At 69.5% G+C, this 17,655-nt stretch carries 16 protein-coding genes; 7 read left to right on the plus strand and 9 right to left on the minus strand.

Annotated elements, in window-relative coordinates:
* Nucleotides 1–257: 257 nt before the first annotated feature.
* Nucleotides 258–587, plus strand: coding sequence for a hypothetical protein (locus tag ABS772_RS03340; protein ID WP_350392170.1), 330 nt, complete (start codon nt 258–260; stop codon nt 585–587).
* 124 nt (nt 588–711) lie between these two features.
* On the opposite strand, the gene ABS772_RS03345 is transcribed toward ABS772_RS03340, so the two are convergent.
* Together ABS772_RS03345 and ABS772_RS03350 are read right to left on the minus strand one after the other, a co-directional pair.
* Nucleotides 712–1,908, minus strand: a complete 1,197-nt coding sequence (locus tag ABS772_RS03345; protein ID WP_350392171.1) for an aminotransferase class I/II-fold pyridoxal phosphate-dependent enzyme — start codon at nt 1,906–1,908, stop codon at nt 712–714.
* 320 nt (nt 1,909–2,228) lie between these two features.
* Nucleotides 2,229–3,302 (minus strand): hypothetical protein, encoded by a 1,074-nt coding sequence (locus ABS772_RS03350; protein WP_350392173.1) that lies wholly within the window; start codon nt 3,300–3,302, stop codon nt 2,229–2,231.
* A 306-nt stretch (nt 3,303–3,608) separates the two neighbouring features.
* Here ABS772_RS03350 and ABS772_RS03355 point away from each other — a divergent pair, with 306 nt between their 5' ends.
* Nucleotides 3,609–3,773: a hypothetical protein gene (locus tag ABS772_RS03355; RefSeq protein WP_350392175.1), complete on the plus strand. Its 165-nt coding sequence runs from the start codon at nt 3,609–3,611 to the stop codon at nt 3,771–3,773.
* Between the two features lie 46 nt (nt 3,774–3,819).
* Here ABS772_RS03355 and ABS772_RS03360 read toward each other — a convergent pair whose 3' ends face one another.
* Complete coding sequence (locus ABS772_RS03360; RefSeq protein ID WP_350392176.1) at nt 3,820–5,184, minus strand: RsmB/NOP family class I SAM-dependent RNA methyltransferase; 1,365 nt, start codon at nt 5,182–5,184, stop codon at nt 3,820–3,822.
* 101 nt (nt 5,185–5,285) lie between these two features.
* On the opposite strand from ABS772_RS03360, the gene ABS772_RS03365 reads away from it, so the two are divergent.
* Nucleotides 5,286–5,525 carry a DUF1674 domain-containing protein gene (locus ABS772_RS03365; protein ID WP_407942957.1) on the plus strand — a complete coding sequence of 80 codons (240 nt, stop codon included), beginning with the start codon at nt 5,286–5,288 and terminating at the stop codon, nt 5,523–5,525.
* A gap of 28 nt (nt 5,526–5,553) precedes the next feature.
* Here the strand turns inward: ABS772_RS03365 and ABS772_RS03370 are convergent, their stop codons facing one another.
* Nucleotides 5,554–6,324, minus strand: a complete 771-nt coding sequence (locus ABS772_RS03370) for an NAD kinase (RefSeq protein ID WP_238255299.1) — start codon at nt 6,322–6,324, stop codon at nt 5,554–5,556.
* 105 nt (nt 6,325–6,429) lie between these two features.
* On the opposite strand from ABS772_RS03370, the gene cutA reads away from it, so the two are divergent.
* On the plus strand, nt 6,430–6,753 hold the full coding sequence (gene cutA, locus ABS772_RS03375; protein WP_350392179.1) for a divalent-cation tolerance protein CutA: 324 nt from the start codon (nt 6,430–6,432) through the stop codon (nt 6,751–6,753).
* Between the two features lie 68 nt (nt 6,754–6,821).
* Here the strand turns inward: cutA and ABS772_RS03380 are convergent, their stop codons facing one another.
* A complete protein-coding gene (locus ABS772_RS03380) occupies nt 6,822–6,983 on the minus strand; it encodes a hypothetical protein (RefSeq protein ID WP_238255297.1) in 162 nt (53 codons plus the stop codon).
* 280 nt (nt 6,984–7,263) lie between these two features.
* Here ABS772_RS03380 and ABS772_RS03385 point away from each other — a divergent pair, with 280 nt between their 5' ends.
* Nucleotides 7,264–7,806, plus strand: a complete 543-nt coding sequence (locus ABS772_RS03385; protein WP_350392181.1) for a PilZ domain-containing protein — start codon at nt 7,264–7,266, stop codon at nt 7,804–7,806.
* A 259-nt stretch (nt 7,807–8,065) separates the two neighbouring features.
* A complete protein-coding gene (gene zwf / locus ABS772_RS03390; RefSeq protein ID WP_238257149.1) occupies nt 8,066–9,544 on the plus strand; it encodes a glucose-6-phosphate dehydrogenase in 1,479 nt (492 codons plus the stop codon).
* Nucleotides 9,545–9,579: 35 nt separating this feature from the next.
* On the opposite strand, the gene rocF is transcribed toward zwf, so the two are convergent.
* Nucleotides 9,580–10,509: an arginase gene (gene rocF, locus ABS772_RS03395; protein WP_350392183.1), complete on the minus strand. Its 930-nt coding sequence runs from the start codon at nt 10,507–10,509 to the stop codon at nt 9,580–9,582.
* Nucleotides 10,510–10,702: 193 nt separating this feature from the next.
* On the opposite strand from rocF, the gene ABS772_RS03400 reads away from it, so the two are divergent.
* Nucleotides 10,703–11,041, plus strand: coding sequence for a polysaccharide deacetylase family protein (locus ABS772_RS03400; RefSeq protein WP_350392185.1), 339 nt, complete (start codon nt 10,703–10,705; stop codon nt 11,039–11,041).
* A gap of 69 nt (nt 11,042–11,110) precedes the next feature.
* Here ABS772_RS03400 and ABS772_RS03405 read toward each other — a convergent pair whose 3' ends face one another.
* The 3 genes from ABS772_RS03405 to ABS772_RS03415 form a co-directional block, all read right to left on the minus strand.
* Nucleotides 11,111–13,471 carry a PAS domain-containing sensor histidine kinase gene (locus tag ABS772_RS03405; protein ID WP_350392187.1) on the minus strand — a complete coding sequence of 787 codons (2,361 nt, stop codon included), beginning with the start codon at nt 13,469–13,471 and terminating at the stop codon, nt 11,111–11,113.
* A gap of 198 nt (nt 13,472–13,669) precedes the next feature.
* Nucleotides 13,670–16,306 (minus strand): aminopeptidase N, encoded by a 2,637-nt coding sequence (pepN, locus tag ABS772_RS03410; protein ID WP_350392189.1) that lies wholly within the window; start codon nt 16,304–16,306, stop codon nt 13,670–13,672.
* 76 nt (nt 16,307–16,382) lie between these two features.
* Complete coding sequence (locus tag ABS772_RS03415) at nt 16,383–17,291, minus strand: hypothetical protein (protein WP_350392190.1); 909 nt, start codon at nt 17,289–17,291, stop codon at nt 16,383–16,385.
* Nucleotides 17,292–17,655: the final 364 nt, after the last annotated feature.

Consider the following 17,655-nt stretch of genomic DNA (forward strand, 5'->3'; position numbering starts at 1 on the left):
TCGACCGCGACGGCACGGCGAGCGTTTCGTGAGGCACCAAGGTGCGGCGCAGTCGCATCACGTGCGGCGACTGTCAACAATGCGCTGCACAAGATCAGACGGTCGAAATAGCCAAGCTCCAACCGGGTCGCGGCGTTCGGATCGACGTCGAGCTTGGCTCCGACCGCCGGACATTATCCATGCGACGATCAGAACCCGGAACGTTTCCGTGCATTGATTGGACAAGCCTGACGAGACACCTGCCGGAGACACCCGCCATGTTCCGCACGATGTTTCCCCAGGAGGCGGTCGGGCACGCCCATGCTCTGATCGGCGCCTACGAATCCGCCCATGCCGGCCTCGCCCGGATCTCGCAGGAGTTTCGCCGCGACCTGCGCGTCACCCTCGACCGGCTCGGACCCGGCGGGGCACCCTATCTGCGCGTCGTCCGCAACGATCTCGAGGGCCGGGCTCTCGACGCGCGGGCGACGTGGCCGCTCTGGATCGATCGGCTGACCGATCCGATGATCGACCGACGCCTGATCGCCTCCCGCGCCCTGCTCGACGCCGTCGAGCGGGAAGCGGATGCCCGCGGCATGGTTCTCTGACGGCTCGTCCGGAAGCCGCACGGATAACGCATTCGCCAACGAAACGGGTGCCGGCTCGTCGCAGAAAACGCGGCAAATCAAAGACTCAGAGCAGCGTACGATCGCGACGCAATCGAGCGCTGCTTCAAGCGGCGGCGCGCAGCCTCGGACGGCGCGCGGCGCCGGTTGCATCGGCCCGCGCCCGGTCCAGAGCCTCGGCGACGCAAGCGGCAGCCCGCGCGATCTCGGCATCGGAATGGCCGGCGGTGACGTGCAGGCGCAGACGGCCGGTCTCATCCAGCGCGGCGAGGTCGGCCAGCAGGCCGAATTCGGCCAGGTGGTGGACGACGCGGCGTGCGCGTTCGCCCGAGCCGATCTCGACGGAGACGCAGGTGCAGGGCTCGCCGCAGACGATCAGCGCGCGATCCCGCAGGGCCGTGCGCAGGTTCAGGACATTGCGCATCAGCCGGGTGCGGCGCTCCCGTCCCTCGGCCGCGTCGAGGATGGCGAAGGCCTTGAGGATCACCGCGAGCTGGATCGGCGAGAGGGCCTGAGCGGCCGCCTCGCCGGCGCGCAGGCACGCCGTCACCGCGCGGGTCCGGGCGGCCACGAAGCCGCCGTTCGAGGCGAAGCTCTTCGAGAAGCTGCCGGTCACGAGATCGGCCTTGCCCAGCATGTCCTGGAGGCCGAGATGGCCGCGCCCGTCCTCGCCGAGGCAGCCCAGATCCTGGGCGACGTCGACGAGGAGCGTCGCGCTGTACTCGTCGCACAGGGCTCGCAGGGCGACGAGGTCCGGCGTGCCGGAATCGAGCGAGGACAGGCTCTCGGTGACGACGAGGATGCCGTTCTCCCCGTCGCGGGCGCGGATGGCCCGGAGCCGAACGCGGCAATCCTCGGGATCGAGGTGGCGGAAGGCGCGCAGGTTGTCGGTCGCGTCCTCGGCGCTCTCCCGGAGGCTGCCGCGGATCGCGGCATCGATCACCACGTGGTCGGCCGGGCGGACGAGGCCGCGGATCACGGCGTGGACGGCGGCCCGGCCCGTCGGGCAGAGGAGGGCCTCCTCCATCTGCAGGAAGTCGGCGATCCGGCGTTCCAGCGCCACGGCGAGGCCGGGGTCGCCGGCTTCGGCCGCGGCGCAGACGCTGCGCACGCCGAAGCGGCGCAGGGTGTCGGCCGCGGTGGCGACGATCTCGGGATGGGTGGAGAGGCCTAGACAATCCTGCGAGGCGAAATCGAGCCCGCGCAAGGCGTGCGCGTCGCCGGGCGCCGGAGCGCCCGGAAGGCGGCGCACGCCCTCCGCGCGGTCCTGGGTCGTCGCGTCGGTCTGCTCACGATGTCTCATGCCATCCCGTCCGGTGCCGCGTCGTTACGGGGCAGACTTTCGGTCCGGGCGGCTTGCCATCGCGTTAAACGGCGCCGGTGTAGGAAAAATGCATCAGGTCGTATTTAACGAATTGCTTCTTCCGCGACCTTCGACAGGGCGTGGTCTTTCTGCTCAGGCGCCGAGATCATGAGCGTTTGAGATCGGTAAACTTAGCGAACCATGAAGGAACGCTTGCGGACATCTTTCTCAGGCTGATGCCGCCCGGCTCGTAACGGTTCGGGGGCGCCCCCTCGTGCAGGAGGCGCCCCGAACCGTTCGAGCGTGAGGACGGCGCCGGGTCAGATCACCGGAAGCCCGCTCAGGCCGGCGCCGATCCCGTAGCGGTCGCCGTAGAGGGCGCTGTGGGCGAAGTAGTAGACGCCGAGGAACAGCATCAGGGCGCTGGCATAGTAGACCGGGGCGAGAACCACGTCGCGGCGGGTGGCGGGAACCCGGGCGTCGTCGGCGGCGATGGCGATCAGGACCGCGATGATGCCCGAATGGCCGATCGCGTCGATCTTGCCGAACTCGAAGATGGCCGAGATGAAGACCGCCGTCAGGATGATCGCCGAGGCGCGGCGGACGAGGGGGGTCCAGACCAGGGCGAAGGCCAGGGTGAACTCGATGACGCCGGCGGCCTGCATGAAGAGCTCCGGCGAGGCGCCCATCGTCATGCCGGGCTTGGCGGCGATGAGCGGGTCGGTCCAGTGCGGGTAGGCCCACTTCTCGACGGAGGCCCACATCAGGGTGATCGCGGCGGCGATGCGAACCACGTCGATCGGGCGCTGGCCGAACAGGGTGCGGTCGAAGGCGGTCAGCGCCAGGAAGGCGGCGACGCCCAGGAACACCGGATAGTCGGCGAGGTGGAAGACGCCGTAGTTCCAGATGGCGAAGCCGAACAGGAACACGATGCCCGCGGCGGTGAAGGGCAGGGTGCGTTTCCAGAGCAGGCCCCCAGCCATGGCGAGCTGAAGCCAGGAGATCCAGGCGAGGTCGGTCTTGAGTTCCGGCGTCAGGATGATCCCGCCCTGGTTCCAGAGCGAGACGAGGAAGAAGCCGACCACCGCCCGCACGATCAGGACGCTGTTGTCCCGCACGGTCGCGGTGACGCGGTCGAGGGCGTTGAGGATCGAGGTGCCGAGCGAAGTCCCCTCGGTCAGGCAACCGAACATCAGGCAGACGAGGGCGAGCCCGGTCAGCAATTCGAAGTCGACGCAGAGGACTTGTTCGAGGCCGCGCGGCTGGCCGGCGACGTCGAACGCACAAAACCATTTGACGTGGGCGCTGGCCGCCCCGGTTCCGAGCAGAAGAAAGCTTGCTGCGCCTGCAAGCATGACGGAAGAGCGCACCCAGAAGCTGGACACGTGGGTCATAGGGCCGCCGAAACGGGAGGAAGGTTCGTTGTGCAAAAAATACTTAAACGAAGTCGAGCGACCTTGCTAAGGCTTTGTTTACCCCAATTCAACGATTGGTTAACAGCGGTTGCGCAACAAAGGTTATGCAAAGGGCATGAGCTGCACCGCCTTTTGTCCAAAGCTAGCCTTCCGCTCGCTCGGCTCGGCTGTGGAGAAGGGGAACAGCGGGGATGCCCGTCGGCGCGGCTCGCGCGTTAACGCCATCGAAGACCGTGTGGTGACGGCTGGAGCGGCGCCGCGATGGTCGCTCGACGGGGAAGATGGATGATTGCGCTGCTCAGCCTCGTGAGCTTGTCCTGCGGCGTCGTCCTGGCCGGCCGGGCGCCGCGCTACCCCGATTGGACCGCCCGGATGGAGATGGCCGGTGGCGTGTCGCTCGTGACCGGGCTCGCCATGGTCGGCGCCGGCCTCAGGACCTATTGCTGCTGAAGCGCGCCGCCCGCTTATCCCGGATCACAGGATCACAGGCGCGGGCTCAGCCCCGCCGCCGCAGGACGCTCGCGTAGAAGCCGTCGAGGCCGCCCGCCCGGCCGGTGCCGCCGGCGAGATGGCTCGGCAGAGTACGAAGGTCGCCCGACCCATCGATCAGCTCGGCATGGCCGGCCAATCGGTCGGGGGTGATCGCGATCCGCTCGAAATCGGGGTTGCGACTGAGGAAATCCGCCACCTGCCCGCCGCCCTCTTCGGGCTCCAGGGAACAGGTGCAGTAGACGAGGCGTCCGCCGGGCCGGGTCAGCCGCGCGGCCTTGTCGAGGAGCCGGCGCTGGAGGCCCACGAGGCGGATCACGTCCGCCTCGCTCTTCGTCCAGGCGACGTCGGGGTGGCGGCGGATCGTGCCGGTCGCCGAACAGGGCGCGTCGAGCAGCACCGCATCGAAGGGGGCGTCCTCCGGGAGCGCCAGGGCGTCGGCCGTCACCACCTCCGCCGACAGGCCAAGGCGTTCGAGATTGCGTCCGAGGCGCTCCAGCCGCGCCGCCGAGCGATCGACGGCAGTCACCACCGCGCCCGCGGCCGCGATCTGCGCCGTCTTGCCGCCGGGCGCCGCGCAGAGGTCGGCGACACGCTCGCCCGGCGCGGGCGCGAGCAGGCGCACCGGCAGGGCGGCGGCGGCGTCCTGCACCCACCATGCCCCCTCCGCGTAGCCGGGAAGTTCGGCCACCGCTTCCCGCACCTCGGCGAGCCGGAGCGAACCGAGATCGAGGCGCAGGCCTCCGAGGCGTTCGGCCCAGACCTCGGGATCGCGCGGAACCGTGAGATCGACCGCCGCGCCTTCCAGATGGGCGGCGGCGATGCGCCGCGCCGCCTCCTCGCCGTAGGCCGCCCGCCAGCGCCGGGCGAGCCAGTCCGGCGTGTTGTGCGCGAGCGGATCGTCTTCCTGCGCCCGGATCGCGTCGCGCTCGCGGGCGATCCGGCGCAGCACCGCGTTGACCAGCGGCGCGAGATGCTGGATCTGCGGATCCGCCTTGGCGAGGCGCACCGAGAGATCGACGGCGGCATGATCGGCCACCGCGAGGTCGAGGATCTGCGCGGCGCCGGTCACCAGCAGGGCGAGCAGGTGCGGCCGGTCTTCCGGGAGGCCGTCGCGCAGGCGGGCGGCGAGCGCTGCCCTGATGAAGCCGAGGCGGCGGAAGCTCGCCGTGGCGATCGCCCGGGCGAGCGCGGCCTCGCCGGGTTCCAGCCGCGCCCCGCGCCCGGCCTGCGCCAGGGCATCCTCCAGCGCCAGGCCACGGGCCGGTCCGAGGAGGGTCGCGACCGCCTCGCGGGCGACGTGGCGCGCCGCGAGACCCGGGACGGACGGGTCGAAAGAGGGCGGCGTGCGGCTTTTGGGGGGCGATGCCACGCGTGAAAGGCCGTTCTCAGCGAAAAGGGGTCGGCGGGGTCTCGTCCCGGAGCCGACGCAGTCACATCTGTCGGCAAAGGATGCAAGACGTGAAGCGAGTGATGAAGGAGATCGGCATGGCGGAGGCGGATGCCAAGGAGGACGGCAAGCAGCCGGACGCGGCGCCGCGCATTCTGTCCCCGGCGGCGCAGCGGGCGCTGGCGGAGGCGGCCGAGCGCCGCGCGGCCATCGATGCCCGCGCCGCCAAGATCGCCGAGCGGCCCGAATCGCTGGGACGCGGCGGCCTGGAGCCCGTCCGCTACGCGGATTGGGAGGTAAAGGGCCTCGCCAGCGATTTCTGACGCGAACCCCGATGACCCTCCCGCACAATCAGCCGAACTGCTCGCGCAGGATGCGCTCTTCGAGGCTGTGGCCGGGGTCGTGCAGCAGCACGAGGTTGGTGGCGTGGTCGAGCCACGTCTCCACCGTGCAGACGCGGCGGAACTCGGTGTGGTCGGCCACCGCCGCCACGGGGCGGTGCTCGGCGTCGATCACGTCGATGCGGATGCGGGCATAATTCGGCAGCAGCGCACCGCGCCAGCGCCGGGGCCGGAAGGCCGAGATCGGCGTCAGTGCCAGAAGATGCGCGTTGAGCGGCAGGATCGGCCCGCCGACCGAGAGGTTGTAGGCGGTCGATCCGGCTGGCGTCGCCGCGAGGATGCCGTCGGCGATCAGTTCCGGCAGGCGCACATGGTCGTCCACCGAGACCCGCAGCTTGGCGGTCTGGTGGGTCTGGCGCAGCATGTAGACCTCGTTGATCGCCCGCGCCGTGTGGCTGCGCCCCTCCGTATCGGTGGCGATCATCGTCATCGGGTGGATCGTCGAGCGCTTGGTCGCCTCCAGGCGGTCGAGCAGCCCGTCCTCCCGGAACTCGTTCATCAGGAAGCCGACCGTGCCGCGATTCATGCCGTAGATCGGCTTGGGCGCGTTCATGAAGCGGTGCAGCACCTGGAGCATCAGGCCGTCGCCGCCGAGCGCCACGACGACGTCCGCCTCCTCGGGCGGGACGTGGTCGTAACGGCGCATCAGAAGGTCCGCCGCCTCCCGCGCCTCGGGCGTGGGGCTCGCCACGAAGGCGATCCGTGAAAAGCGACGCGGCATCCGTGCTGTCAGCCCTGTTGACGGGAAGAGGCCGAGCCGGTCTCACTCGGGGCACGCGCCGGGCACCCGCGATCGGGTCCTGGCCTGCCAGGGGAGAGCCATAGCATGGAGCGCCCGCTCCTCGTCTACACGACCTTTCCCGATGCCGCGACCGCGCTCGACGTCGGCGAGGCCCTGGTGCGCGCGCGCCTCGCGGCCTGCGTCAACGTGATTCCGGGGATGCAGTCGGTCTACGCCTGGAAGGGGGCGGTCGAGCGCGGCACCGAAGTCGTCGCGATCCTCAAGAGCCGCGAAGGCTTGGCCGATGCCCTCGCGGCCGAGCTGAAGCGGCGCCATCCCTACGAGACGCCGATCATCCTGCACCTGGCGGTCTCGGACGCCGACCCGGACACCGCCGCCTGGATCCGGGCGGAGACCGGTCCCGTCTGACGAGGGCGACATGGGAAGGGCGCGGCCTCCTCGCCGGAGCCGCGCCCTCGGGTCGTCGTTTGGGCGCGTCAGGCGCCGACGAGCGGTGACAGACCGCGCTGCTGGCGAGCGATGCTCGCCTCGTAGCGCTCGGCCTGCAGCCTCGTCAGGCCCGAAACGAGGGCCAGTGACCCGCGATAGACGGTGTAGGTGCCGTCCTGGGTCGGTTTCACGCGGATGAGCTCGGACATGGGACCGCTCCCTGCCAGGGGTCGAACATCGGACGCGTTACGATGGGGCCACGTTAATCAGCCGTTCATGTCTTGCAAGCCGGTTTGAGCGGGGCTTCACTAACTATTTTCGCTGCGGCGCAAGAAGAGCCGGCTCGTTTTGCGACGCGGTCGGCACTCTCCAAGAAGAGTTCGGCTCACCGTCGCGCAAGTCAATCCTCGACATGCTCCGCATGCCGCCGCCGCGGCCCCGCCCGTGGTTGCCCCGGGGACGTCGAGGGCGTCGCCTCTCAACGAACATGTGATCGGCTTCGCGCGCCTCGGCCGGCGCGTGCCAGGGCAGCCTGCCGCAACGCAAATTTTGCATCAACACTTTCCCGTTAGCATCGATCGCCAGACGCCCTCTTCCATGGCCCCTATGCCGAGCCCGCATCCACCGGTCGCCGAACTTCCGTCAGACCTGACGTTGGGGGATGCCTCAGCGGAGGACGAGGCGTCTGTCGTCGCGCGGCGGGAGGAGCGGACCTCCACCAACTGGATCGCGCTGATCCGGCTGTTCGACGGCACCGAAATTCCCTGCAACGTCAAGGATATCTCGAAATCCGGCGCCAAGCTCGGCGTGCCCGAGGCCTACGTGCTGCCGTCCTCGTTCATGCTCCGGATCCTGGGGCGGGACTTCGTGCTGCGGGTCAATCTGGCGTGGCGGAGGGGCAATTACGCCGGCGTCCGTATCGAGCGCATCGCCAAGCTGCCGGTCGTCGAGGAGAAGAAGTCGGCCGTCAAAGAGCAGACCCCGAATTACAGTTCGATCGGCAAGCGCCGCAGCCGCAGCTTTTCCGACTGAGGCGATCAGGCCTCGGGTGTCGGTCCGCCGCCGCCCGCGCCGGACGGGGGATCGTCCCGCCGTCCGCCCGCCGTCGCCGTGCAACGCCGATCGATTGTTCGGCAGCGCACTTGCGCGGCGTCGCTGCAAACCGATAACCCACCGTGCCGGACGCCGCTGGGCGCTTCGGCGGACTGTCGGGTGAGAGGTGCGGAGCCGCCGGAATGCCCTCCGACGCGCATCGGCGCTTCGAAACCCGCGCGAAACCCGGGAGCCGCTCTTGGCCACCATCATCCCCGTCTCGCCCTTCGATTACGTCGTGTTCGGCGCCACCGGCGACCTGACTCAGCGCAAGCTGCTCCCGGCCCTCTATCAGCGCTACCGCGACGCCCAGATCCCCGAGACGAGCCGCATCATCGGCGCCTCGCGCAGCCACATGACCCTGGAAGAGTTCCGGGAGCGCGCCCGCGACGCCCTGAAGAGCTTCGTGCCGGCGGCCGATATCGACGAGACCAAGCTCGCCGGCTTCCTCGATCACCTGTTCTACGTGGCGGTCGACGCGCTGGGCGACGACGGCTGGGACGATCTGAAGGCCATGCTCGATGAGCGGCCCGACCGGATCCGGCCCTACTATCTCGCCACCTCGCCCGATCTCTACGGCTCGATCTGCCGCAACCTCGATCGCTACGGCCTGATCGGCGAAAACAGCCGCGTCGTCCTCGAAAAGCCGATCGGCAAGGATCTGAAATCGGCCCGCGCCATCAACGACGCCGTCGGCGCGGTGTTTCCCGAGAGCCAGATCTTCCGGATCGACCACTATCTCGGCAAGGAGACGGTGCAGAACCTCCTGGCCCTGCGCTTCGCCAACACGATCTTCGAGCGGCTCTGGAACGCCGACGTGATCGACCACGTGCAGATCACGGTCGGCGAGACGGTCGGCGTCGAGGGGCGCGGCGGCTACTACGACACCTCCGGCGCCCTGCGCGACATGGTGCAGAACCATATCCTCCAGCTTCTCTGCCTCACGGCGATGGAGAGCCCGATCTCGCTCGACGCCAATTCGGTGCGCGACGAGAAGCTGAAGGTGCTGCGCGCCCTCAAGCCGATCACATCCGCCGACGTGCAGGCTGTGACGGTGCGGGGGCAGTACGCGGCGGGCGCGGTCGGCGGCCGGCCGGTCGAGGGCTATCAGGCGGATCTCGGCAGCGACGCCGCGAGCCGGACCGAGACCTTCGTCGCCCTCAAGCTCGAAGTCCGCAGCGGGCGCTGGGCCGGGGTGCCGTTCTACATCCGCACCGGCAAGCGGCTGCCGAAGAAGCTGTCCGAGATCGTGGTGCAGTTCCGCGCCTCGCCGTTCTCGATCTTCCCGGCCGACGCCTTCGGGCGCGAGCCGAATCGCCTCGTCATCCGCCTCCAGCCGGAGGAGGGGATGAAGCTCGAAGTGATGACCAAGGATCCGGGCCCCGGCGGCATGCGCCTGCGCCCGACCAACCTCGACATCTCCTTCGAGGAGACGTTCAAGCAGCGCTATCCGGATGCCTACGAGCGGCTCCTGATGGACGTGGTGCGCGGCAACGCCACCCTGTTCATGCGCCGCGACGAGGTGGAGGTGGCCTGGGCCTGGGCCGACACGCTGCTCAAGGCCTGGGCCGACCGTCCCGAGCCGCCGCGCCCCTACGCCGCCGGAAGCTGGGGGCCGACCGCCTCGATCGCCCTGATCGAGCGCGACGGCCGCACGTGGCATGAAGAGATCGGCTGACGCCGCGTCGGTGGGAGGAGGCCGGCCGATGCGGCTCACGCCTCCAGCGGCGGGAGCTCGGTCGGCCGGTCGAGGATGCGGCGGCCGAACAGGCTCGCCACCAGCTCGACCAGCACCCGGGCGCTGCGCCCGCGCTCGTCGAGGAAGGGGTTCAGCTCCACCACATCGAGCGAGCCGACGAGACCCGAATCGCACAGCATCTCCATGATGAGATGCGCCTCGCGAAACGTCGCGCCGCCCGGCACCGTGGTGCCGACGCCCGGCGCGATGGTGGGATCGAGGAAGTCCACGTCGAAGCTCGCGTGCAGGTGTCCTTTCTCGGCCGCCACCCGGTCGAGAATGCGCCGCAGGGGCGCCACCACGCCGAACTCGTCGATGGTGCGCATATCGACGATGTTCACCTGCCGCTGGGTCACGATGGCCCGCTCGCCGGCATCGATCGAGCGCAGCCCGAACAGGTGGACGCGCCGCGGATCGAGCAAGGGACGCTCGCCGCCATCGAACAGGCCGTCGAAGCCGGGCTCGCCGCACAGGGCGGCCAGCGGCATGCCGTGGACGTTGCCCGAGGGCGAGGTCTCCAGGGTGTTGAAGTCGGCATGGGCGTCGAGCCACAGCACGAAGAGCGGCTGACCGGTGCGGCCGCAATGGCGCAGCACCCCGTCGATCGAGCCGAGCGACAGGCTGTGGTCGCCGCCCGCCACGAGGGGGAGGCTTCCGCAATCGAGGGCGGTTTCGACCGCCCGCGCGATCCCGGTCATCCAGGCGCGGATCGCCGGGAGGTCGCGCTCGCCCTGTGCGCCGTCGGGGGCGAGGTCGCCCCGGTCGGTCACGGTGAAGCCGAGATCCTGCAGCACCCGCACCAGCCCGGCGGTTCGCAGCGCCGCCGGTCCCATCACCGCGCCCGGCTCGCTGGTGCCGATCTCGATCGGTGCGCCGATGAGGTCGATGGTGGACGATGACGGCATGGATGCTTCCTTCCGAACACGATGCGCCGGGGGGCCGCGCCGGCCTCGGCGTCACGATGCGGTCCCGATCCGCCGACCCCCGCGACCTTTGTCTCGCGAGAGAGGAAAGGACATCAACGATGTGTCGGCGTGATTGAGGTCCGGCCTTCGCCGTGCGGAAAATGCCGGGCCGTCCCGGCCTGAAGAACACGCCGTGCGTCCGAGCGACTCCGCCTATCCCCGCGACCACGTCGGCTACGGTCGCCCCGCAGCCCATCCGGCCGAAAGGGGCCCGCATCGCCGTGCAGTTGTTGTGAACCACGAGGAGGGGGATGAGAACAGCATCCTCGACGGCGACGCGGCCTCCGAAGGCTACCAGACGGAGGCGGTGCCGCCGCTGCCCTCGCCGGGACGGCGGAGCCTGAGCGTCGAATCGGTCTGCGAGTACGGCGCCCGCGCCGGCTTCTGGCAGCTGTGGCGGGTCTTCCCGCAGGCGCGGCGGGGCTGGTCCGCTTCCTCGACCGCATCGCAGCCCATGACCGTGTCTGGGTGACGCGCCGCCTCGACATCGCCCGCCACTGGATCGCGACGTATCCGCCGGACTGACCGGGCGGACCGGTCGTTACAGGGCCGCGATCGTGTCGACCCTGGCCCGCGTGGCGCCGGCCAGTTCACCGATCGCCGTCAGCGTGTCCCGCTCGGCCTCCCGGCCGACCTCGGCCAGTCGGTCGGGGGTCGGCATCGGCAGCCGCACCAGCACCAGGGTGCCGACCCCTTCCTCCGAACGGATGCGCAGCGAGCCGCCATGCAGCTCGGCGGTGGAGCGGGCGATGGCGAGGCCGAGGCCGGAGCCCTTGTAGCTGCGGGTGAGGTTGGTCTCGACCTGCTCGAACGGCCGCCCGAGCTTGGAGATCGCCGCCTTCGGGATGCCGATGCCGGTATCGCCGATGAACAGGTGGGCGAAGCCGTTGCAGGAGCGTCCGCGCAGGGCGACCCGGCCGCCCTCCGGCGTGAACTTCACGGCGTTCTGGATGATGTTGAGCAGGATCTGCTGGAGCGCCCGCTCGTCGGCCAGGACGTTCAGGGTTCCGGCCAGCTCGATGTCGATGGAGACCGACTTGCTCGAAGCCTCCTTGGCCACCAGCGTCACCGCCGAGGCGATCGCCGTGTCGAGATCGATGGTGCGGCGAACGAGCTTCACCCGCTTCGCCTCGATGCGCGACATGTGCAGGATGTCGTCGATGACGGAGAGCAGGTAGGTGCCGCTCTGCTGGATGTCGCGGCAATAGTCGGCGTAGCGGGGTGAGCCGAGGGCTCCGTAGACCTCGCTCTCCATCAGCTCGGCGAAGCCCATGATCGCGTTGAGCGGCGTGCGCAGTTCGTGGCTCATATTGGCCAGGAACTCGGACTTGGCCTGGTTGGCGATCTCGGCGCGGGCCTTCTGGTCGAGATGGCGTTCGGCGAGGTCGGCGAGCTGCTGCGTCTGGGTCTCCAGGGTGCGCCGGGAACGCTTCAGATCCTTGACCGTCCCGATCAGTTCGCGCTCGGAGGCGACGAGCTGTTCCTGGTGGCGCTTGAGGTTGGTGATGTCGGTGCCGACCGAGACGTAGCCGCCGTCCTTGGTGCGGCGCTCGCTGACCTGGAGCCAGCGCCCGTCGGTGAGCTCGACCTCGAACGTGCGGGACGTGCCGCGCTCCGCGCCGGGGATGCCTCGGCGCACCGGGGGGAGGGCGCCCTGTCCCATGACCTCGTCGTAGCGGCGGCCCGGAACGGCGTCCTCGCTGGCGAGCGCGTGCAGGTCGCGGAATTTCGAGTTGCACAGCACGAGCCGGTTGCCGGCGTCCCACAGCACGAAGGCCTCGGAGATCGCCTCCACCGCGTCGCGCAGGCGCATGTCGGCGGTGGCGGTGAACTCGGCGAGGCGGCGCTGCTCGGTGACGTCCATGGCGATGCCGACGAGGTGGCGGCTGCCGTCGGCCGCATCCTCCACGATCTCGGCGCGGGTGCGCAGCCAGATCCACTCGCCCGACGCGTTGCGGATGCGGAATTCGTGATCGACGGTGGCGTGGCTCGCCGCGAGGTGGCGGGCGAGGCTGTAGAGATCGCCGTCCTCGGAATGCAGCAGGGCGTTCACGTCGCCGAAGGAGAGAAGGTCCTTCTCCGGGGTGTAGCCGAGCAGGGCGTACATCGAATCGGACCAGAAGATCGTGCCGCGGGCGATGTCCCAGTCCCAGAGGCCGCAGCGCCCGCGGCCCAAGGCCGTGTCGAGGCGCTGCTTGACCAGTTCGCAGACCTCGTCCGCCGCCTGCGCCCGCTGCGTCTGGAGGATGTAGGCCGTGGCCATCCCCGCCAGCACGAGGCCGATGGCGGAGAGGGAGATCGCGTGGTGACCGAAGGCCCGCCACCAGTCGGCGACGAACGGCTCGAATTTCTGGACGACCGCCACCTCGCCCGAGCCGTCGGACAAGCGGCGCGTGACGACCACCGCTTGCCCGCCCGCCTGCAGATTCACCCTCATCGGGCCGGCGCTCTCGCCGAGCATGACGATCGGTTCCCCCTCGGCGAGATAGCCCGCGAAGGTGCCGGCCGGGCCGGGCTGGGGATAGGCGGCGCGAATCCGGCCGGTCGGCCCGATCACGAGAACCTCGCGACCGGCCGGCAGGAGGTGAACCGGAAGCACGCGCTCGAGCCGCGTCTCGCTCGCAGCGGCCTCGTTCGACAGCGACAGGGCTGCCAGTCGGGCGAACGCCTCGACCTCGCGTGTCGCCACGTGCATCGCCTGCTCGTGGCGGCCCCGCATCTGCAGGATCGCCACGCCGAGGAGCGTGAGCATGAAGACAACGAGCAGGGCCGGTAGCGCGTAGCGGAGCCACGTCTCCGCCCGCATGAGACGGGCCTGGGCGGTGCCGGTCGTACGCTGGATCCCGAGGATCGTGTCCGCACGCGCGCGCGCGGACAGGGACGCGGAAACCGCCCCCGACATAGCGACACCTCTACATTGTCTGGAAACGGCGCCTCGGCTTGGGCCGCGCCGGTTGCTTCGAATCGTATTCACATTGGACAACGGTGGCGTGGGTTTGTCCACGCTGTTTTTTGGCCGGAGCGTTGACAAAACACGACGCTCCGCCGGCTGTCCCAACGGCTGCGAGTCGCCGAAATACATTACTCAACAGAGTCTTAACTAGCCGGCCAAGCTCCTTGTCGCGATATCGGTCACATCACGAGAAAGAGCCGGCGTGGCAACGATGCGACGCAGGACGCTCTCGGCCGCGGCCCGACGCCCCGGTTCGAGGCGACGCCAGGGACCGAAGGCGGTCATCAGGCGCGCGGCGAGCTGCGGGTTTGCGCCGTCGATGGCCAGGACAGCCTCGGCCAGAAGGTCGAAGCCGGCGCCGTCCGGACGGTTGAATTGGGTCGGGTTGGCGAGGCTGAAGCTGCCGATGAGGGAGCGCACGCGGTTCGGGTTGGTCATCGCGAAGGCCGGATGGGTCTGGAGACGGCGGATCCGCGTTACCGTCCCGTCCTCCGGGATCATCGCCTGGATCGCGAACCACTTGTCGAGCACCAGCGGCTCGTCGGCGTAGCGCCCGGCGAAGGCGGTCAGCGCGGCCTCCCGCGCCTCGCCCGGCAGGAGCGCGAGGGTCGCGAGCCCGGCGAGGCGGTCGGTCATGTTCGTGGCCGCTTCGATCTGCGCCTGCGCCAGGGCCGTGCCGGCTTCCGCGTCGGCCGCGGCGATCAGGTCGAGGGCGGCATTGCGCAGCGCCCGCCGCCCTGCGGAGGCAGCGTCCGGCGAGAAGGCCGCGCCCGCCGGCTCGGCCAGGGTCTCGCGAAGGCGCGTCAGGCGTTCGCGCAGGCCCGCGCCGAGGCGACGGCGCAGCGCTTGGCGCGCGGAAAAGATCGCGTCGGGGTCGGTGTCCGTTCCGATCTCGTCGGCGAGCTCGCCCTCGCCCGGCAGGGTGAGGATCTGGGCGGCGAAAGCCGGATCGCGGAGGGCTTCCGTGTCGAGGAAGGCATCCAGCGCGGCGACGAAGGCGTCGGCGCCGGCGTCTTCCGATGCCTCGCCGCGGGCCTGCGCCGCCATCAGACCCAGGGCGACGCGCTGCGCCGCCTCCCATCGGTTGAAGCTGTCGGGATCGTGGCGCAGCAGGGTCAGGCGCGCGGCGGCGTCGAGGGGACTCTCCACCCGCACCGGTGCGGAGAAGCCGCGAAACGGCGACGGTACGGGCTCGTCCGCCACGTTCTCGAAGGTCAGCGCATCCTCGGCCGCCTCCAGCACGAAGACGCCGGCCTCGACGCGCCCGCTCGTCGCCCCGTCGAGCGGGCCTTCGGCACCGACGAGGCCGACGCGGACCGGGATGACGAGGGGCGGCGCATCCGCCCCGGCGCCGGGGCGCGTCTGGCGGAAGGCGAGGCGGTAGGTCCGGGCGGCCGGGTCATAGGTACCGGAAACGGCGACCCGCGGCGTTCCCGGCCGCTCGTACCACTCGGCGAAACTTGAGAGGTCGCGGCCCGTCACCGCCTCGAAGGCACTCAGAAAGTCCTCGACGGTCGCGGCTGTGCCGTCGTTGTCGGCGAAGTAGCGGTCCATTCCGGCGCGGAACGCCGGCTCGCCGATCAGCGTGCGCAGCATCCGCACGATCTCGGCGCCCTTCTCGTAGACGGTGGCCGTGTAGAAGTTGTTGATCTCGGCATATTGCTTCGGCCGCACCGGATGGGCAAGGGGGCCGGCATCTTCGACGAACTGGCGGGCCCGCAGGTTGCGCACCTCGGCGATCCGGTGGACGGCGCGCGAGCGCATGTCCGAGGAGAATTCCTGGTCGCGGAAGACGGTGAGGCCCTCCTTCAGGCAGAGCTGGAACCAGTCGCGGCAGGTGACGCGGTTGCCCGACCAGTTGTGGAAGTACTCGTGGGCGATGATCGCCTCGATCGCCGCGTAGTCGGCGTCCGTCGCGGTCTCGGGGCTCGCGAGCACGAACTTGTCGTTGAAGATGTTGAGGCCCTTGTTCTCCATCGCCCCCATGTTGAAGTCGGAGACGGCGACGACGTTGAACACGTCGAGATCGTAGGCGCGCCCGAACGCGGTCTCGTCCCAGGCCATGGAGCGTTCCACCGCGTCGAGCGCGTAGGCGGCCCGGTCGCCCTTGCCCGGCTCGACGTAGACGGCGATCTCGACGGCGCGTCCTTCCATCGTCGTGAACGACTTGGCGACCCGGTCGAGGCGGCCGCCGACCAGGGCGAACAGGTAGGCCGGCTTCGGCAGCGGGTCGTGCCACACCGCGTAGTGCCGCCCCGTCCCCGGGACATCCCCGGCTTCGACCGGGTTGCCGTTGCCGAGGAGAACGGGGGCGGAGTCGCGATCCGCCTCGATCCGGGTCGTGTAGACGGCGAGCACGTCCGGCCGGTCGAGGAAGTAGGTGATGCGCCGGAAGCCGTCGGCCTCGCACTGGGTGCAGTAGACGCCGCTGGAGCGGTAGAGCCCCATCAGCTTGGTGTTAGCGGTCGGGTCGAGCCGCGTCTCGATCCGCAGGGTGAAGGGGCGCTGGGGCGGCCGGTGCAGCGTCAGGCCGGAGGCGTCGGCCCGGTAGGCATCGGGCGCCACCGCCTGCCCGTCGCATTCGAGCGCCAGCAGGGTGAGGTCGTCGCCGTCGAGGACGAGGGGCGCGGCCGCGCGGCCCGCCGGGTTCGGCCGAAGCGCTAGGGTCGCGGTCACGCGCGTATCGTGCGGGTCGAGGCGCACGTCGAGCTCGACCCGGTCGATCAGATGATCGCTCAGCCGGTAATCCTCGAGGCGGACGGTCGGGGGTGTCTCGGTGCGCATCGGGCCAGGCTCGCCATCGAAATGGGTCTCGCCTTCTAGATGCGATCGCCGGGAAGCGAAATCCGTCGCGGTTCGATCAGGCCTCGGAGCACGCCTGTTCCGCCCGATGCCGCAGGGCGAGGCGGTAGGTGAGGTCGCTCTGGGCGAGGCTGCCGGCGATGAAGCGGTCGAAGGCGGCGATCCAGTGCGGCGTGAGATGGATGTAGGCGTTGCGCGGCCCCGCGCGGACGATGAAGTTTCGCTCCTGCGCCACCGCCAGGATGTTGCGCACATGGCTGCGGGAGACGGCGAAGCGCGGTGCGAGCTGGACGAGGTCGGCTTCGCGGATGCGGCTCTCCGGATCGCTGCCCCCCATCTCGAAGAGCGACAGCAGGATGATCAGCGCGCTCGTGCTGCTGAGAAAGAAGATGATCTCCAGGTTGCTCCACATCATCGCGATGATCGCGTCGAACGCCGCAATGGCCGACCGGGCATGGGCCGCCTGGAAGGCCGGGTCGCGCTGCCGCGGCGGGGCGAAGCCCGGCTCGGGATAGAGCACGTCGAGGGCGGCGTAATGGGCCGCCATCCACTCGCGGTCCCAGGCCAGCAGCCGCTCGGTCGGGCACAGGAGACGCACCCGGTTGTCCTCCGGCTGTTGCCGGAGTTCGAGGTAGCCGGTCTGCACGAGACGCGCGACGAAGCTGTCGATCAGCCTGGGGCTCGCGAAGCCGAAGCGGGCGACGGTGTCCTTCAGGTAGCTCAGCGTCGGCCAGCTCGCCCTGTCGGCCGGATCGTAGCCGGCATGCTGGCAGACGATGATGGCGAGCGTGGTGACGCGCCCGGCATCGGCCCCGAACTGAGCGGGAAACATCGCGGCCTCGTAGACCTTGGCGTGTTCCGAGACGTAGACGCGCCGCGCCGTCGGGAACTCGGGATGCGCCAGGATCTGCTCGGGGGTGGCATGTTCGACCACGCCGATCCCGCGGATGATCGATCCCGTCGTCACGCGTCGTATCCGGCGTTCGCCGCATTCGATCGAGCCGCCACGGCAGGCAATCGTTCTCGAATTGGTTGCCGGGCAGTCGATTGTTTCGGCTTGAATCGTTGCGTCTGAGCCAATTCAGAGACGGACGTTGTGTGACAATTCCTGCAATTCATCTTTGGCATCGTCTGATGAAAATTCGCAAAACCCGGTAGGCGATGCAGCAACGTCGAGCAATTCCGAGGATGCTACGGACCCGTCAAATATTTGTTACTTCAAATTGCTGTGGTCCATGACGCGCGGCTGCGTTTCGTCACCCGTGCAGCCCTCCGGCTCACGAAGCCCGCGTCCCGTTCGCGGGAGCGGTTGACGGGTGCGCGCCTCGGGC

Origin of the sequence: Methylorubrum podarium (assembly GCF_040270385.1) — a bacterium.
Classification (GTDB): Bacteria; Pseudomonadota; Alphaproteobacteria; order Rhizobiales; family Beijerinckiaceae; genus Methylobacterium; species Methylobacterium podarium.

Excerpts from the sequence above, each read along its gene's own strand:
- ABS772_RS03340 (WP_350392170.1), top strand. The coding sequence starts at position 258 with ATGTTCCGCACGATGTTTCCCCAGGAGGCGGTCGGGCACGCCCATGCT.
- ABS772_RS03345 (WP_350392171.1), bottom strand. The coding sequence starts at position 1,908 with ATGAGACATCGTGAGCAGACCGACGCGACGACCCAGGACCGCGCGGAG.
- ABS772_RS03350 (WP_350392173.1), bottom strand. The coding sequence starts at position 3,302 with ATGACCCACGTGTCCAGCTTCTGGGTGCGCTCTTCCGTCATGCTTGCA.
- ABS772_RS03355 (WP_350392175.1), top strand. The coding sequence starts at position 3,609 with ATGATTGCGCTGCTCAGCCTCGTGAGCTTGTCCTGCGGCGTCGTCCTG.
- ABS772_RS03365 (WP_407942957.1), top strand. The coding sequence starts at position 5,286 with ATGAAGGAGATCGGCATGGCGGAGGCGGATGCCAAGGAGGACGGCAAG.
- ABS772_RS03370 (WP_238255299.1), bottom strand. The coding sequence starts at position 6,324 with ATGCCGCGTCGCTTTTCACGGATCGCCTTCGTGGCGAGCCCCACGCCC.
- cutA (WP_350392179.1), top strand. The coding sequence starts at position 6,430 with ATGGAGCGCCCGCTCCTCGTCTACACGACCTTTCCCGATGCCGCGACC.
- ABS772_RS03380 (WP_238255297.1), bottom strand. The coding sequence starts at position 6,983 with ATGTCCGAGCTCATCCGCGTGAAACCGACCCAGGACGGCACCTACACC.
- rocF (WP_350392183.1), bottom strand. The coding sequence starts at position 10,509 with ATGCCGTCATCGTCCACCATCGACCTCATCGGCGCACCGATCGAGATC.
- ABS772_RS03405 (WP_350392187.1), bottom strand. The coding sequence starts at position 13,471 with ATGTCGGGGGCGGTTTCCGCGTCCCTGTCCGCGCGCGCGCGTGCGGAC.
- pepN (WP_350392189.1), bottom strand. The coding sequence starts at position 16,306 with ATGCGCACCGAGACACCCCCGACCGTCCGCCTCGAGGATTACCGGCTG.